14 protein-coding genes are annotated in these 15,023 nt (G+C 60.7%); 7 read left to right on the forward strand and 7 right to left on the reverse strand.

Features of this window, described 5'->3' with window-relative positions:
• Window positions 1-3: 3 nt before the first annotated feature.
• Window positions 4-1,335, forward strand: coding sequence for a DUF58 domain-containing protein (locus CFE47_RS25265; RefSeq protein WP_286841201.1), 1,332 nt, complete (start codon window positions 4-6; stop codon window positions 1,333-1,335).
• A gap of 63 nt (window positions 1,336-1,398) precedes the next feature.
• Here CFE47_RS25265 and CFE47_RS25270 read toward each other — a convergent pair whose 3' ends face one another.
• Together CFE47_RS25270 and CFE47_RS25275 are read right to left on the reverse strand one after the other, a co-directional pair.
• Window positions 1,399-1,758 (reverse strand): PilZ domain-containing protein, encoded by a 360-nt coding sequence (locus CFE47_RS25270; protein ID WP_286841202.1) that lies wholly within the window; start codon window positions 1,756-1,758, stop codon window positions 1,399-1,401.
• A gap of 227 nt (window positions 1,759-1,985) precedes the next feature.
• On the reverse strand, window positions 1,986-2,360 hold the full coding sequence (locus tag CFE47_RS25275) for a tol-pal system YbgF family protein (RefSeq protein ID WP_071496513.1): 375 nt from the start codon (window positions 2,358-2,360) through the stop codon (window positions 1,986-1,988).
• A gap of 173 nt (window positions 2,361-2,533) precedes the next feature.
• On the opposite strand from CFE47_RS25275, the gene pyk reads away from it, so the two are divergent.
• Window positions 2,534-3,985, forward strand: a complete 1,452-nt coding sequence (gene pyk / locus CFE47_RS25280; protein ID WP_185708095.1) for a pyruvate kinase — start codon at window positions 2,534-2,536, stop codon at window positions 3,983-3,985.
• Between the two features lie 168 nt (window positions 3,986-4,153).
• Here the strand turns inward: pyk and CFE47_RS25285 are convergent, their stop codons facing one another.
• Window positions 4,154-4,903 carry an enoyl-CoA hydratase-related protein gene (locus CFE47_RS25285; protein ID WP_286841203.1) on the reverse strand — a complete coding sequence of 250 codons (750 nt, stop codon included), beginning with the start codon at window positions 4,901-4,903 and terminating at the stop codon, window positions 4,154-4,156.
• A 30-nt stretch (window positions 4,904-4,933) separates the two neighbouring features.
• Entirely contained in the window at window positions 4,934-5,866 is a 933-nt protein-coding gene (locus CFE47_RS25290; RefSeq protein WP_286841204.1) for an iron-sulfur-binding ferredoxin reductase, read from the reverse strand.
• A 217-nt stretch (window positions 5,867-6,083) separates the two neighbouring features.
• On the opposite strand from CFE47_RS25290, the gene CFE47_RS25295 reads away from it, so the two are divergent.
• From CFE47_RS25295 to CFE47_RS25310, 4 genes are all read left to right on the forward strand, one after another.
• On the forward strand, window positions 6,084-7,607 hold the full coding sequence (locus tag CFE47_RS25295; RefSeq protein ID WP_016971118.1) for a fumarate hydratase: 1,524 nt from the start codon (window positions 6,084-6,086) through the stop codon (window positions 7,605-7,607).
• Between the two features lie 168 nt (window positions 7,608-7,775).
• Complete coding sequence (locus CFE47_RS25300; RefSeq protein WP_286841205.1) at window positions 7,776-9,542, forward strand: sensor histidine kinase; 1,767 nt, start codon at window positions 7,776-7,778, stop codon at window positions 9,540-9,542.
• The gene (gene mifR, locus CFE47_RS25305; RefSeq protein ID WP_286841206.1) at window positions 9,536-10,861 is read left to right on the forward strand and encodes a two-component system response regulator MifR; all 1,326 of its coding nucleotides are present in this window, start codon (window positions 9,536-9,538) and stop codon (window positions 10,859-10,861) included. The genes CFE47_RS25300 and mifR overlap by 7 nt, the downstream gene beginning before the upstream one ends.
• A gap of 284 nt (window positions 10,862-11,145) precedes the next feature.
• Window positions 11,146-12,465, forward strand: a complete 1,320-nt coding sequence (locus CFE47_RS25310; protein WP_185708100.1) for an MFS transporter — start codon at window positions 11,146-11,148, stop codon at window positions 12,463-12,465.
• 111 nt (window positions 12,466-12,576) lie between these two features.
• Here the strand turns inward: CFE47_RS25310 and CFE47_RS25315 are convergent, their stop codons facing one another.
• Window positions 12,577-13,332 (reverse strand): COG4705 family protein, encoded by a 756-nt coding sequence (locus CFE47_RS25315; protein ID WP_286841207.1) that lies wholly within the window; start codon window positions 13,330-13,332, stop codon window positions 12,577-12,579.
• Between the two features lie 194 nt (window positions 13,333-13,526).
• On the opposite strand from CFE47_RS25315, the gene CFE47_RS25320 reads away from it, so the two are divergent.
• Window positions 13,527-14,159 (forward strand): flavin reductase family protein, encoded by a 633-nt coding sequence (locus CFE47_RS25320; RefSeq protein ID WP_286841208.1) that lies wholly within the window; start codon window positions 13,527-13,529, stop codon window positions 14,157-14,159.
• 125 nt (window positions 14,160-14,284) lie between these two features.
• Here CFE47_RS25320 and CFE47_RS25325 read toward each other — a convergent pair whose 3' ends face one another.
• Window positions 14,285-14,563, reverse strand: coding sequence for a hypothetical protein (locus CFE47_RS25325; protein WP_286841209.1), 279 nt, complete (start codon window positions 14,561-14,563; stop codon window positions 14,285-14,287).
• Between the two features lie 10 nt (window positions 14,564-14,573).
• Window positions 14,574-14,915: an antibiotic biosynthesis monooxygenase family protein gene (locus CFE47_RS25330; protein WP_071484314.1), complete on the reverse strand. Its 342-nt coding sequence runs from the start codon at window positions 14,913-14,915 to the stop codon at window positions 14,574-14,576.
• Window positions 14,916-15,023 lie beyond the last annotated feature (108 nt).

Here is a 15,023-nt window from a genome sequence, read left to right on the forward strand (position 1 = left end):
CCCATGAAACCAACCCGCCTGTTGTTGAGCTGGCTAAGTGTGCTGCTGGGTTTGAACATCCTGCTAGGTATTGCTGCAGCATTGCAGTTCAAACTGCCCGACACTCTGCACGCCGTCGCGTGGGGCTTGCTCCTCGCACTGTTGCTGCTCGCATTGCTGGATGCCGCACGCTTGCGCCGCCGCCCCTGCGTGCGGGTACAACGAAAAATGCCCGCCAGCCTGGCACTCGGACGCTGGGGCGAAGTACGCCTTACGCTAGAACATAACTACCTACAACCGCTGATGGTACGGGTGTTCGATCACACCCCCGACGGGCTGAACGTAGAGGGCATGCCCCAGTCCATCGAGCTGCGACCCGGTGAACGCAGTGAACTGGGCTATCGTTTGCGGCCTGTGCGACGCGGGCATTTCAGTTTCAGTCGCTGCGAAATCCACCTGCCCAGTGCCTTGGGGCTGTGGTCGGCTCGGCATTTTGTCGAGGTCAACGATTCCACCCGCGTCTATCCAGACTTCGCTCGCCTATACGGCGCTCAACTGCTGGGCGTGGACAACTGGCTGAGTCAACTCGGGGTGCGACAGCGCCAACGACGAGGGCTGGGGTTGGAGTTTCACCAGTTGCGCGAATTTCGCGAAGGCGACAGCCTGCGCCAGATCGACTGGAAAGCCACTGCACGCCAGCGCACCCCCATCGCCCGCGAATATCAGGACGAGCGCGACCAGCAAATCGTCTTCATGCTCGATTGCGGCCGACGCATGCGCAGCCAGGATGATGAGCTGTCACACTTTGACCACGCGCTCAACGCCTGCCTGTTGCTTAGCTATGTCGCGTTGCGCCAGGGCGATGCGGTGGGGCTGTGCACCTTTGCTGGCGAACAGCCGCGCTACCTGGCGCCGGTAAAAGGGAGCGGTCAATTAAACCTGTTGCTCAACGCGGTCTATGACCTGGACACCACTCGCCGAACGGCTGATTACCAGGCCGCAGCCAACCAGCTGTTAGCCCGGCAGAAACGCCGGGCGTTGGTGATCGTGGTTACCAACCTGCGGGATGAGGACGATGAAGCATTGCTGGCGGCGGTCAATCACATAAGTCGTCAACATCGGGTGCTGGTAGCCAGTCTACGCGAGGAAGTGCTCGATCAACTGCGTCAGTCCCCCGTGCAAACCTTGCCCGAAGCCTTGGCCTACAGCGGCACCGTCGATTACCTCAACACACGCGATGAACTGCACGACCGTTTAAGCGCCCACGGCCTGTCGATACTGGACACACGGCCATCCGAACTCGGCGCGGCCCTGGTCACGCGCTACTTGGGTTGGAAAAAAGCCGGGGTATTTTGAGAAGGGGGTGCACGACCACGGCTGGAGTGATAACACCCGAGCCGGGTCGACGACGCGCTGTAGCTAGGCTGAAGCCTGCAGGGGGTCAAAACTGAAGTAATGCAACAATACGTTGATCAGTTGCCCGTACTCCTCGGGCGCCTGAAGCACGCTGAACCCGGAATCATAATGCTGCGGGTTGATATCTTCATGACTCCACAGACAGGTCGCCGTGAGGTCAATTGCATGGAACAAGCCGTCAGCCGCTGGGATCTTCAAGCGCAGCTCGAAGTCCACGTCGACCATCATGGGCAACTGGCTGATTAACATAAGCCCGCCTTCCGAGACATTGCCCAAAAAGCCGATAGGCTTGTCAGTGAGACGATTAAACACTTGCAGGAAGTAAGGAAGCTGATGTCGCTCGATCCGTCGGTCGGTAAACATGGTGAGATCGCCATCCAGTGGCCATGACTCTGGCCGTGCCAGTGATTCGGAACGAGCAAAAAATCGCCCGCTCTCCCTGGATCTCGGTGTGACAACAGACGATGCTTTGTCACTAGACATCTGCCGAATCCGGGCCCTGCATTCGTTCAAGTAGAAACTTGTACAAACGAACTTCCAAAGAATAGCCCAAGACTGGCAGCGGGCCAGTTATGAAATGACGAATATCATCACAAAGAGGCCGGACGCGGTTGGGCAACGCTGGCACCAGGATAATGTCCCAATTGCTGCAAGGTATCGAGCCGCGCCCGGGCGCGGTAAGCGTACTCGCTCGACGGGTACTGATTAATGATGAATTGGTAGGTCTGCACAGCATCGACAAACAGTTTCTGCCGTTCAAGGCATTGTCCGCGCAACATCGAGACTTCCGGCTGCACATAACGTCGGGTGCGACTTTCACGGTCGACCTGGGACAATTCCAGGGTGACACGTTCGCAATCACCGACCTTGTAGGCGCGGTAGGCGTTGTTCAAATGGTGGTCCATCGACCATCGGGTGCAGCCGACAACACTGACGGCCAGGGCAGCAACGAGCAAAATTCGCATGAGGGTTCTCCTGTCTTGTGCAGTGTATCGACCCCTCGTCGAAAATCTTCAAGGTTGTTCGTATTCAGCCGCAACGAAAACAAGTCAATCGTCGATAAGTAGTGCAAAGGAACAATGACTACAACGAAAGAGCATAGTAGCCTTCCTCAGCGCTTGAACTCAGGAGTCTGTGCATGTCCGTCCGTCGCACCAAAATCGTCGCCACCCTTGGCCCGGCCAGCAACTCGCCGGAAGTCCTCGAACAGCTGATTCTGGCTGGTTTGGACGTCGCCCGTCTGAACTTCTCCCACGGCACCCCGGACGAGCACAAGGCTCGTGCCAAGCTGGTACGTGACCTGGCCGCCAAGCACGGCCGCTTCGTCGCTCTGCTGGGTGACCTGCAAGGCCCGAAAATCCGTATTGCCAAATTCACCAACAAGCGTATCGAGCTGAAGATCGGTGACAAGTTCACCTTCTCCACCAGCCATCCGCTGACCGAAGGCAACCAGCAAGTCGTGGGTATCGACTACCCGGACCTGGTCAAGGACTGCGGTGTCGGTGACGAGCTGCTGCTGGACGACGGCCGCGTGGTCATGCGCGTCGATACCGCGACCCCTACTGAACTGAACTGCACCGTGATCATCGGCGGCCCGCTGTCGGACCACAAAGGCATCAACCGTCGTGGTGGCGGCCTCACGGCGCCAGCCCTGACCGAGAAAGACAAGGCCGACATCAAGCTCGCCGCCGAAATGGAAGTGGACTACCTCGCCGTGTCCTTCCCGCGCGACGCTGCCGACATGGAATACGCCCGTAAACTGCGCGACGAAGCCGGCGGCACCGCCTGGCTGGTGGCGAAGATCGAACGCGCCGAAGCCGTGGCCGACGACGAAACCCTCGACGGCCTGATCAACGCGTCCGACGCCGTGATGGTTGCCCGTGGCGACCTGGGCGTGGAGATCGGTGACGCCGAGCTGATCGGCATCCAGAAAAAGATCATCCTGCACGCACGCCGCCACAACAAGGCCGTGATCGTGGCGACCCAGATGATGGAGTCGATGATCCAGAACCCGATGCCGACCCGTGCCGAAGTGTCCGACGTGGCCAACGCCGTACTCGACTACACCGACGCCGTGATGCTCTCGGCTGAAAGTGCTGCCGGCCCTTACCCGCTGGAAGCGGTGCAAGCCATGGCGCGCATCTGCGTTGGCGCTGAAAAGCACCCGACCAGCAAGACCTCCAGCCACCGTATCGGCAAGGTGTTCGAAAGCTGCGACCAGAGCATCGCCCTGGCTGCCATGTACACCGCCAACCACTTCCCAGGTGTCAAAGCGATCATTGCCTTGACCGAAAGTGGCTACACCCCGTTGATCATGTCGCGTATCCGTTCTTCGGTGCCGATCTACGCGTTCACCCCACACCGCGAAGCTCAAGCCCGAGTGGCGATGTTCCGTGGCGTGTACACCATCCCGTTCGACCCGGCTTCGCTGGCACCGAACGAAGTCAGCCAGAAGGCGATCGACGAGTTGGTCAAACGCGGCGTCGTAGAAAAAGGCGACTGGGTCATCCTGACCAAGGGCGACAGCTACCACACCACCGGTGGCACCAATGGCATGAAGATCCTGCACGTGGGCGACCCGCAGGTCTAATTGACCGGTCAATGAGGAAGCCCCGACTGGTTCGGGGCTTTTTTATGCCTATGGGTTTTGTGTTGCCAGGGAAGGCCTCATCGCGGGCAAGCCCGACCCCCACAGATGAACGCATTCCAAAGTGGGAGCTGGCTTGCCTGCGATAGCGCCAGACCAGCCAATGCAAACTCATCGACGGGTGACAAAAGCCGACAACGCCGCAACCGCCTCCGGCGACTTCAACCGCTGCGTAAACAGCGCCCCTTCCTCCTCGATCACCTGGCGCAACTGCTCGCGGTCCACGCTCTTCATCAACTGCTTGGTCACCTGCACCGCCCCGGGGGCCAGGGTTTCAAAACGCCCAGCCACTTCCCGCGCCTTGGCCAGCGCTGCGTCACCGCTGCCCAATGCCTCGGTGGCAATGCCCCAAGCCGCTGCCTGCTCGCCCGTAAAGCCCTCACCCAACAGCAACAGTTCGGCCGCCTTCGCATGCCCCAACAGGCGCGGCAAGATCAAGCTTGAACCAAACTCAGGGCACAGCCCCAGGTTGACGAACGGCATACGCAAACGCGCATCGCGGCTGATGTAAACCAAGTCGCAATGCAGCAACAGCGTCGTACCGATACCCACCGCCGCACCGGCCACGGCGGCGATCACCGGCTTTCGGCAATTGAGCAGGCTCTTCATAAAGTGAAACGGTGGGCTGTCGAGGTCGGCGGGCGGTTGTTCTAGAAAGTCGCCAATGTCGTTGCCGGCAGTGAAGCATTCGCTGCTGCCCTGGATCAGCACCGCGCTGATATCCGGGCTCGCATCCGCTTGCTCCAGCGCCTCGGCCAAGGACGTGTACATGGCACGGGTCAGGGCGTTTTTTTTGTCGGGGCGGTTGAGCTGCAAGGTCAGCAGCCCGCCTTCGCGGTGCTGCAAAATAGCGTCGGTCATGGCGAATCTCGCGACTGTGGAGTTCAGCGCTCAACCACGGGGCAGGAACACATCGGCCAGCAGTTGATTACGCGGCAGTCCCGCCAGGAACAGGCGCTTGGAGAACGCTTCGACATGGGCGGGGTGCCCGCAGAGTAAGGCCAGAGTTTGCCGCGAAACAAGCCGCAGTTGCGCCAATGCCTGGGCCGAGTCGGCCGCAGTCCAAAGCTGCACCTGCACGTTTGGATGCTGCGCGGCCAGTTGTGCCAAGGGCTCGGCCAGGTAGTGCCCTTGCGCATCATGGGCCAGGTGAATCACGCGGATAGGGCCTTGGTGATCCTGGCGCAGTGCTTCACGCAACACACCCCACAACGGCCCTAGGCCGGTACCGGAAGCCAGCAACCACAGCGGCCGGTTTTGCCAGTCCGCATCGTATTGCAACGCACCGCCGCGCAGCTCGCCCAGGCGTAAAAGGTCGCCGACCTGCAACTGCCGGGCACGATCACTGAACTCGCCCGGCAGCCGGCAATCGAGGTGAAACTCCAGGAACGGGTCTTCCTGGGGCAAGCTCGCCAGTGAGTAAGGGCGTGCTACCTGCCCTGCCCACACCACCAAATGCTGGCCCGCTCGATACCGCAGGCCCCGCTCAGGTTGCAGGCGCAAGCGCAGCACATTCGGGTTCAGCCAATCGGCACCCACCACTTGGGCGGCCAAACCGTCACGCGCCGGGTCAAACGCCTCGACCCGCACATCCCCACTCACGTGGCACTGGCACGCCAGCCGCCAGCCCTCCTGGCGCTGCGCCGGACTCAGGGCATCGGGCTGCTTGTCCTCGACTTCGCCGTGGCACCGCACCAGGCAGGCATGGCAACTACCGGCACGGCAACTGTAGGGCACGGCCACACCCGCCTGGTTCAGCGTATCCAGCAGATTGCTGCCGGTTGTGACCGACCAGTGGCGTTCGCCGACGTGCAGTTCAGGCATATAAAGGTCTCGATGACAGGGGACGCGCACAGGGAATCATGCCTGCGACAGTTTGACCATAGTCGGGTGTATCGGCCACCGTACCGGGTTATACTGCCGCGCCTTTTTAGCGTCGCGCCTGCACCATTTTGGCGTGCCTTGGAAAGGTGGCTTCAGCCGACCGATGCAACACTGACGCCACCTTTATTGAATGTTCCCTTATAGAGGAGCGCGACTCATGACCGTGATCAAGCAAGACGACCTGATTCAGAGCGTTGCCGACGCCCTGCAATTCATTTCCTACTACCACCCCGTTGATTTCATCCAGGCCATGCACGAAGCCTACCTGCGCGAAGAATCGCCAGCAGCTCGTGACTCCATCGCCCAGATCCTGATCAACTCACGCATGTGCGCCACCGGCCATCGCCCGATCTGCCAGGACACCGGTATCGTTACCGTGTTCGTGCGCGTGGGCATGGACGTGCGTTGGGATGGCGCCACCATGGGCCTGGACGACATGATCAACGAAGGCGTGCGTCGCGCCTACAACCTGCCGGAAAACGTCCTGCGTGCATCGATCCTCGCCGACCCGGCAGGCGCGCGCAAAAACACCAAAGACAACACCCCGGCAGTCATCCACTACTCCATCGTCCCGGGTAACACCGTGGAAGTGGACGTGGCGGCCAAGGGCGGCGGTTCCGAGAACAAGTCGAAAATGGCCATGCTCAACCCGTCCGACTCGATCGTTGACTGGGTGCTCAAGACCGTTCCGACCATGGGCGCCGGCTGGTGCCCACCGGGCATGCTGGGCATCGGCATCGGCGGCACCGCCGAGAAAGCTGCGGTTATGGCCAAGGAAGTGTTGATGGAGTCCATCGACATCCACGAGCTGAAAAAGCGCGGCCCGCAGAACCGTATCGAAGAGATGCGCCTGGAGCTGTTCGAGAAGGTCAACCAACTGGGCATCGGCGCCCAGGGCCTGGGTGGCCTGACCACCGTGCTCGACGTGAAGATCATGGACTACCCGACCCACGCCGCCTCGCTGCCGGTGTGCATGATCCCCAACTGCGCTGCCACGCGCCACGCGCACTTCGTGCTCGACGGCTCGGGCCCTGCGTCGCTGGAAGCGCCACCGTTGGACGCCTACCCGGAAATCGTCTGGGAAGCCGGCCCATCGGCTCGCCGCGTCAACCTCGACACCCTGACCCCGGAAGAAGTGCAGAGCTGGCAGCCGGGCGAAACCGTATTGCTCAACGGCAAGATGCTCACCGGTCGCGACGCCGCGCACAAGCGCATGGTCGAGATGCTGAACAAAGGTGAAACCCTGCCGGTCGACCTCAAGGGTCGCTTCATCTACTACGTCGGCCCGGTTGATCCGGTGCGCGAAGAAGTGGTTGGCCCGGCTGGCCCTACCACCGCGACGCGGATGGACAAGTTCACCCGTCAGATCCTCGAGCAAACCGGCCTGCTGGGCATGATCGGCAAATCCGAGCGCGGCCCGACCGCCATCGAAGCGATCAAGGACCACAAAGCCGTGTACCTGATGGCTGTTGGCGGCGCGGCTTACCTGGTGGCGCAAGCCATCAAGAAGTCCCGCGTTGTCGCGTTCGCCGAGCTGGGCATGGAAGCGATCTACGAGTTCGACGTGAAAGACATGCCGGTCACCGTTGCGGTGGACAGCAAGGGCGAATCCGTCCATATCACCGGTCCTGCCATCTGGCAGAAAAAGATCAGTGAAAGCCTGGCGGTAGAAGTGCAGTAAGCATTTTCCCGCTTGGATGAAGGCGACTGCGGCTCCACGGCCCAGTCGCCTTTTTTATGGCTGGCACTTTTGTTAAGCCGAGCGCGCTCCCACAAATACCCACCCGTCACAAGAATCAAGGTGCTCATGGTATGGTGCACTCCCCTCACTGCGCCTGTTCATCACCGTATGATCGTGATCCCTCGTCCCCTGCGCCTGACCTTCTTCTCCCTGTTGATCATCGCCGGCGCACTGCTGGCCGCGGCCCTGGCTACGCGCCATGCCGAACGCCAGGCCTTGGCGGACGACGCCGCCCGCGCCAGTCAGCAGCTCATGCTGTATGGCAACTCCCTGCATACCCTGATCGAACGCTACCGCGCCCTGCCGGCGGTGCTGGCGCTTGACTCGGAAATGATCAACGCCTTGAGAGGTCCGCTGGATGCCAGCACCCAGGATTTGCTCAACCGCAAGCTGGAACGCATCAACGGCGCCGCGCAGTCTTCTACCCTGGAGCTGATGGACCGAACCGGCCTGGCCGTGGCTGCCAGTAACTGGAACCTGCCCAGCAGTTATGTCGGCCACAATTACGCGTTCCGGCCTTATTTCAGCCAGACCCGAAGTCAGGGGACCGGGCGCTTTTTTGCCGTGGGCGTGACCACTGGAATACCGGGATATTTCCTCTCCAGCGCGGTGCTGGATGAACACGAGCAGTTCCTTGGCGCCATGGTGGTCAAGCTGGAATTCCCCGAGCTTGAACGCGAGTGGGCCCAGGGCAACGACCTGCTGTTAGTCAGCGATGCGCGGGGCATCGTGTTTATCGCCAACCAACCGGGCTGGCGCTATCGCAACCTGCGACCGCTGTCGGACACCGACCTGGCCGAACTCAAGGCCACCCGCCAATATGACAAGAAACAACTGCAACCGCTGGAGACCCAGTCGCTGCAACGCTTTGACGACAACAGCCACCTGATGCGCGTCAATGGCCCCGACGGCAGCGCCAATTACATCTGGGAATCGCTGCCGCTGAAAGCCGAAGGCTGGACCCTGCACCTGTTGCGCAAACCGCAATTCGCCTTCGAAGACCAACGCAACGCCGGCCTCGCCGCCGCCGGCTCGTGGCTTGCGCTGGTGTTCCTGGTGCTGTTCCTGACCCAGCGCTGGCGCTTGGCTCGCTTGCGTCAGCGCAGTCGTGAAGAACTTGAGCAGTTGGTGGAAGAACGCACCCAAGCCCTGCGCACAGCGCAAGACGGCCTCGTACAATCGGCCAAGCTCGCAGCACTGGGACAGATGTCCGCCGCCCTCGCCCATGAGATCAATCAACCGCTGACCGCCCAGCGCATGCAATTGGCAACCCTGCGCCTGCTGCTGGACCATGGCCGCGTAGACGACGCCTACAAGGCGCTGACGCCGCTGGACGAAATGCTCACGCGCATGGCGGCGCTCACCGGCCACCTCAAGACCTTTGCGCGTAAAAGCCCCAGCGGCTTGCGCGAACGGCTGGATTTGGCGTTAGTGGTCGACCAATCCCTGCATTTGCTTGATGCCCGCCTGCGCGATGAGGGCATCGGCGTGGTGCTCGACCTGACACGCCCTGCGTGGGTCCGTGGCGATGCGATCCGCCTCGAACAGGTGCTGATCAACCTGCTGCGCAACGCCCTCGACGCGATGGCCGACAAACCGCGTAAACGCTTGGAAATCCGCCTGCAGGCTGACCAGCAACTGTGGCAACTCACCGTCAGCGACAGCGGCGGCGGGATTGCCGAGGAGCACTTGAACAGCGTGTTCGACCCATTCTTCACCACCAAACCCGTGGGTGATGGGCTCGGCCTCGGGCTGGCGGTGTCCTACGCGATCGTGCATGAACTCGGCGGTCGCCTGATTGCCGGCAACCGTGGTGACGGCGCCGTGTTTACCCTGACCTTGCCTATCGCGCTGGAGACGCCCGACCTATGTTGAACGCGGTGATTGTGGTCGATGACGAAGCCAGCATTCGCACGGCCGTAGAGCAATGGCTGAGCTTGTCCGGGTTTGAGGTGCAACTGTTCAGCCGCGCCGAGGAATGCCTGGCGAAATTGCCCAAGGACTTTCCCGGAGTGATCTTGAGCGACGTGCGCATGCCCGGGCTCAGCGGGCTCGAGCTATTGGCCGAAGTGCAACGTCGCGATGCCGACTTGCCGGTGATCCTGTTGACCGGTCATGGCGACGTGCCGATGGCGGTGGAAGCCATGCGCGACGGTGCCTACGACTTCCTGGAAAAACCCTTCAGCCCCGACGCGTTGCTCAACAGCCTGCGCCGGGCCCTGGACAAGCGCGGGCTGATCCTGGAAAACCGCCGCCTGCATCAACAGGCCGATCATCGCGCGCAGTTGGAAACAAGCCTGCTGGGTGTGTCCCGGGGCTTGCAGAACCTGCGCCGCCAAGTGCTCGACCTGGCGAGCTTGCCGGTCAATGTGCTGATCCGTGGCGAGACGGGTAGCGGCAAGGAACTGGTCGCGCGCTGCCTGCATGACTTCGGCCCTCGGGCGAAAAAGCCCTTCGTGGCACTCAACTGCGCGGCGATCCCCGAGCAGCTGTTTGAGGCCGAGCTGTTCGGCCATGAAAGCGGCGCGTTCACCGGCGCCCAGGGCAAGCGCATCGGCAAACTGGAATATGCCCATGGCGGCACGCTGTTCCTGGATGAAATCGAAAGCATGCCCCTGGCCCAGCAGGTCAAACTGCTGCGGGTGTTGCAAGAGCAAAAGCTTGAGCGGCTGGGTTCCAATCAAAGCATTCATGTGGATTTGCGCATCATCGCCGCGACCAAGCCAGACCTGCTGGAAGAGGCGCGCGCGGGCCGGTTTCGCGAAGATTTGGCCTATCGGCTGAACGTGGCGCAGCTGCGCCTGCCGCCACTGCGTGAGCGGCGCGAGGACATTCCGCTGCTGTTCGACCACTTTGCCCATAGCGCGGGCGAACGGCTGGGCCGCAGCGTTGAGCCCTTGAGTGGCACGCAGCTGGGGCGAATGCTCGGCCATGATTGGCCGGGTAATGTCCGTGAATTGGCCAACTTCGCTGAACGCCAGGTGTTGGGCCTGGGCGATCCGGAGCCGGAAGGGATCGAGGCGGGGCAATCGTTAGCGGCGCAGCAGGAAGCGTTCGAGGCGCATTGCCTCAAGGCTGCGCTGGCCCGGCATAAAGGCGACATCAAGGCGGTGCTGGCGGAGTTGCAACTGCCACGGCGTACCTTGAATGAAAAGATGCAGCGGCATGGGCTGGTGAGGGATACGTTTCTCTAGACCGATCCTTGTGTTGCCTGCCAAGCCGCATCGCGGGCAAGCCCGGCTCCCACATTTTGATCTGCGAATACATTCAAGTGTGGGAGCTGGCTTGCCTGCGATAGGGCCAGCGGCCATAAGCGGATTTCCGCTCACCACCCGAAAATCATCAGCAACTTTCCGCTCAAAAAAATCCGCAAAGCCTTCTAGACCGGGCCTTCATCCACCTGGCACAGCTCCTGCTATAGCCCAGCCAGGCTGCGCTCAAGCGGCTCCATAAAAACAACTAGATGAAGGATCCTTCAATGGATAATTCCAACGCCCTGCCTCTGGGGTCGGCGGCCGCGCCGACGAAAGAGCGCACTACCTCCAGCCGCATCAAATCGATTTTCAGTGGCTCCGTCGGCAACATGGTCGAGTGGTACGACTGGTACGTCTATGCCGCCTTCTCGCTGTACTTCGCCAAGACCTTTTTCCCTAAAGGCGACACCACCGCTCAATTGCTGAACACCGCCGCGATCTTCGCCGTGGGTTTCCTGATGCGCCCTATTGGTGGCTGGTTGATGGGCCTGTACGCCGACAAGGTCGGGCGCAAGAAAGCCCTGATGGCCTCGGTGTACCTGATGTGCTTCGGCTCGTTGCTGATTGCCCTGAGCCCAGGCTATGAAATGATCGGCATCGGCGCGCCGATCCTGCTGGTGTTTGCCCGTTTGCTGCAGGGCCTGTCGGTCGGCGGCGAATACGGTACCTCCGCCACTTACCTCAGCGAGATGGCGACCAAGGAACGTCGCGGCTTCTACTCCAGCTTCCAGTACGTGACCCTGATCTCCGGCCAGCTCATCGCCCTGGCGGTGCTGATCGTGCTGCAGCAGCTGCTGACCACCGAACAACTGTACGACTGGGGCTGGCGTATCCCGTTCGCCATCGGCGCACTGTGCGCGGTAGTCGCGTTGTACCTGCGTCGTGGCATGGAAGAAACCGAGTCGTTCACCAAGAAGGAAAAGGCCAAGGAAAGCGCCATGCGCACCTTGATGCGCCACCCCAAGGAGCTGATGACGGTGGTTGGCCTGACCATGGGCGGCACCCTGGCGTTCTATACCTACACCACCTACATGCAGAAATACCTGGTGAACACGGTCGGCATGAGCATTTCCGACTCCACCACCATTTCGGCGGCGACGCTGTTCTTGTTCATGTGCCTGCAACCCATCATCGGCGGGCTGTCGGATAAAGTCGGCCGTCGGCCGATCCTGATCGCCTTCGGCATCCTTGGCACGCTGTTCACCGTGCCAATCCTCACCACCCTGCACACCATCCAGACCTGGTGGGGCGCGTTCTTCCTGATCATGGCGGCGCTGATCATCGTCAGCGGCTACACCTCGATCAACGCGGTGGTAAAGGCCGAACTGTTCCCGACCGAAATCCGCGCACTGGGTGTAGGCCTGCCGTATGCGCTGACTGTGTCGATCTTCGGCGGTACGGCTGAATACATCGCGCTGTGGTTCAAGAGCATCGGCATGGAGACCGGGTATTACTGGTACGTGACGGCGTGTATTGCGGTGTCGCTGCTGGTCTATGTGACCATGAAAGACACCCGCAAGCACTCGCGGATCACCACTGACTAACAGCTGAGCGCGGCAAAAAATGTGGGAGCGGGCTTGCTCGCGAAAGCGGTGGATCAGTCGATACCGTCGGCGACTGACACTCCGTATTCGCGAGCAAGCCCGCTCCCACTTTTAGTTTTGCAGCGTCTGGTTGACCGAGCCATACCGCCGTTGCGCATACGACGCCCCCGCAATCATCACCACCAGCACCGCCGCCAATACCGCCGATGATCCGATTGTGCCGAAATCCAACCCGCCTTTCTCATGGGGCTTGGTGAGGAAGTCGCCCAAGGTCGCGCCAAACGGACGGGTCAGCACAAACGCCACCCAGAACAACAACACCGACGAAATCTGCGTGAAGTATTTGAGCGCCACCACGGCCGCAATGGTCGAACCGATCAGCAACGCGCCTCCGGCAAACCCAAGCCCCGAATCGTCCGCCAGGAAATCACCCAATGCGGTGCCCAGGGTGTTGGAAAACAGGATGGCCATCCAGTAGAACAGCTCGCCGCGAAAGGTCTGCACCTTGTTCACATTCAGCGAGTCGCCACTGAGGTGCCACATGGCAAAGATGATCATCAAAATCACGATCAGAATCATCGACCCCGTCGCATACCCCAGGCCCAGGGAGCGATCCATAAAGTCCGACATGGTAGTGCCAGCGGTGCTGGTGGACAGGATCACGATCCAGTACAGCACCGGGTTGTAGGTTTTCGACCAGAGCTGCGTCACCAACGTGACCAGGAACACGCTGATCAGAATCATCGAGCTGATGGCATAGCCGACATTCAGGGTCATCGACAGCAAGTCACCTGCGGTTTCGCCCAGGGTGGTCGCGCAGATTTTCATGACCCAGAACGCCAGGGTGATCTGAGGAAGTTTATTCATTGGGGGGAAGGCTCCAGAGCTCAGTCATTCAATTGGCCGACTGATGAGGGGTGCCGACCTTGGGGCGCAGACTGAACGTGGCGCTGTGAAAAATAGGTGGGGAGCGCATGAAAATTCCATATCGTCGATGGAAATTCGCCGCCATGCCTTGCAGTATGGCCACCTCAGCGAACTCAACTGCAGGAACCCCGGCCATGCCTGACGATATCCACTTCTACGAACCCGCCAACGGCCACGGCCTGCCCCATGACCCGTTCAATGCCATCGTCGGCCCACGGCCCATTGGCTGGATCTCGTCGCACGACAGCGAAGGCCGCCTGAACCTGGCGCCCTACAGCTTCTTCAATGCGTTCAACTACATTCCGCCGATCATTGGGTTTTCCAGTGTCGGGCGCAAAGACAGCCTGAACAACATCGAACAGACTGGCGAGTTTGTATGGAACCTGGCGACCCGCCCGCTGGCCGAGCAGATGAACCAGAGTTGCGCGGCGGTATCACCCGAGGTGAATGAGTTTGAGCTGTCTGGCCTGACGCCGGTGGCGTCAAAAATCATCAGCGTGCCACGGGTCGGCGAGAGCCCGGTGTCGTTCGAGTGCAAGGTGACGCAGATCATTCAACTGCAGCGGGCCGACAAGGGACTGGTGCCAAGCTGGCTGGTACTGGGTGAGGTGGTTGCGGTGCATATCGCCAAGTGGCTGCTCAAGGATGGCATTTATGACACGGCGGCGGCTGAGCCGATTCTGCGGGGGGGTGGGCCAGCGGATTACTTCCAGTTGGGGCCGGAAGCGTTATTCAAGATGTATCGCCCAGGTGCCACAAAAACCTGACTGAAATGCGATTAAAACTGTGGGAGCGGGCTTGCTCGCGAACGCGGTGTGTCAGGCACAACAGTGTCACTGACAGACCGCATTCGCGAGCAAGCCCGCTCCCACATTGGGTTCAGCGGTGTTGGTTAGATTGATGCCGTTGCCCAGGCCAACTGGCCTTCTTCATCCACATCCACCAACCGCTCCAATTGCAACGCCGCCGCGTCATCGGCATCGGAAGCGGTCTTGAACGTCTGTCCATCAAGGATCTTGTGAAAGCGCGGTGCGCCCATGCCATCCAGTGCCTTGACGGCGACGGCGGCGCTGTAGCCACCCTCTCCCGGCACTACGGCGGAAACGGCTTCGTGGTGGGTAAATTCTTTACGTGCCATGTTGCAGGTCCTGGCCAATGGAAAGTCGGCCATTCTACCCCCGTCAACCAGCGAGTTGCAGGTACTCGCCGTAGGCATGCACGGCGGATGCGTCGGTGAAGGTCTGGAAGTCCATGCTACGAACCACCATGTCATTCAACAGCTCGGTAAAGATCATCAGGGCTGGCGAGTTGAAGTAGGCGCTCATCGCCTGCTCGCTGCTCCAGAAACCCGAGACCAGCCACACATCGGGATCAACTTGGGAATGCTGCAACGAGAATTGCAGGCAACCCTGAGCCTGACGGCCCGGTTCGATCAAACTGCTCAAGCGTGCACCGAGTTCGGTGCTGCACCCGGTACGGGCACGGATAAAGGCCATATGGCTCGCGGGAATGGGGGTGGACATGTTCGACTCTCCCGTTGAGAAGTGATGCTCGGCAAGCACTGTGAGGGCGTGTTGCCACAGGATCAAAGATAACGGCGCGGGTAGCCGCGCAGTTAGTCGATTCCTGCA

This window comes from Pseudomonas sp. PGPPP1 (assembly GCF_002255865.1).
GTDB classification, from domain to species: domain Bacteria; phylum Pseudomonadota; class Gammaproteobacteria; order Pseudomonadales; family Pseudomonadaceae; genus Aquipseudomonas; species Aquipseudomonas cremoris.

Coding starts and splice junctions, on each gene's coding strand:
- CFE47_RS25265 (WP_286841201.1), top strand. CDS start 4: ATGAAACCAACCCGCCTGTTGTTGAGCTGGCTAAGTGTGCTGCTGGGT.
- CFE47_RS25325 (WP_286841209.1), bottom strand. CDS start 14,563: ATGGCCGACTTTCCATTGGCCAGGACCTGCAACATGGCACGTAAAGAA.
- pyk (WP_185708095.1), top strand. CDS start 2,534: ATGTCCGTCCGTCGCACCAAAATCGTCGCCACCCTTGGCCCGGCCAGC.
- CFE47_RS25295 (WP_016971118.1), top strand. CDS start 6,084: ATGACCGTGATCAAGCAAGACGACCTGATTCAGAGCGTTGCCGACGCC.
- CFE47_RS25285 (WP_286841203.1), bottom strand. CDS start 4,903: ATGACCGACGCTATTTTGCAGCACCGCGAAGGCGGGCTGCTGACCTTG.
- CFE47_RS25275 (WP_071496513.1), bottom strand. CDS start 2,360: ATGCGAATTTTGCTCGTTGCTGCCCTGGCCGTCAGTGTTGTCGGCTGC.
- mifR (WP_286841206.1), top strand. CDS start 9,536: ATGTTGAACGCGGTGATTGTGGTCGATGACGAAGCCAGCATTCGCACG.
- CFE47_RS25300 (WP_286841205.1), top strand. CDS start 7,776: ATGATCGTGATCCCTCGTCCCCTGCGCCTGACCTTCTTCTCCCTGTTG.
- CFE47_RS25270 (WP_286841202.1), bottom strand. CDS start 1,758: ATGTTTACCGACCGACGGATCGAGCGACATCAGCTTCCTTACTTCCTG.
- CFE47_RS25310 (WP_185708100.1), top strand. CDS start 11,146: ATGGATAATTCCAACGCCCTGCCTCTGGGGTCGGCGGCCGCGCCGACG.
- CFE47_RS25320 (WP_286841208.1), top strand. CDS start 13,527: ATGCCTGACGATATCCACTTCTACGAACCCGCCAACGGCCACGGCCTG.
- CFE47_RS25290 (WP_286841204.1), bottom strand. CDS start 5,866: ATGCCTGAACTGCACGTCGGCGAACGCCACTGGTCGGTCACAACCGGC.
- CFE47_RS25315 (WP_286841207.1), bottom strand. CDS start 13,332: ATGAATAAACTTCCTCAGATCACCCTGGCGTTCTGGGTCATGAAAATC.
- CFE47_RS25330 (WP_071484314.1), bottom strand. CDS start 14,915: ATGTCCACCCCCATTCCCGCGAGCCATATGGCCTTTATCCGTGCCCGT.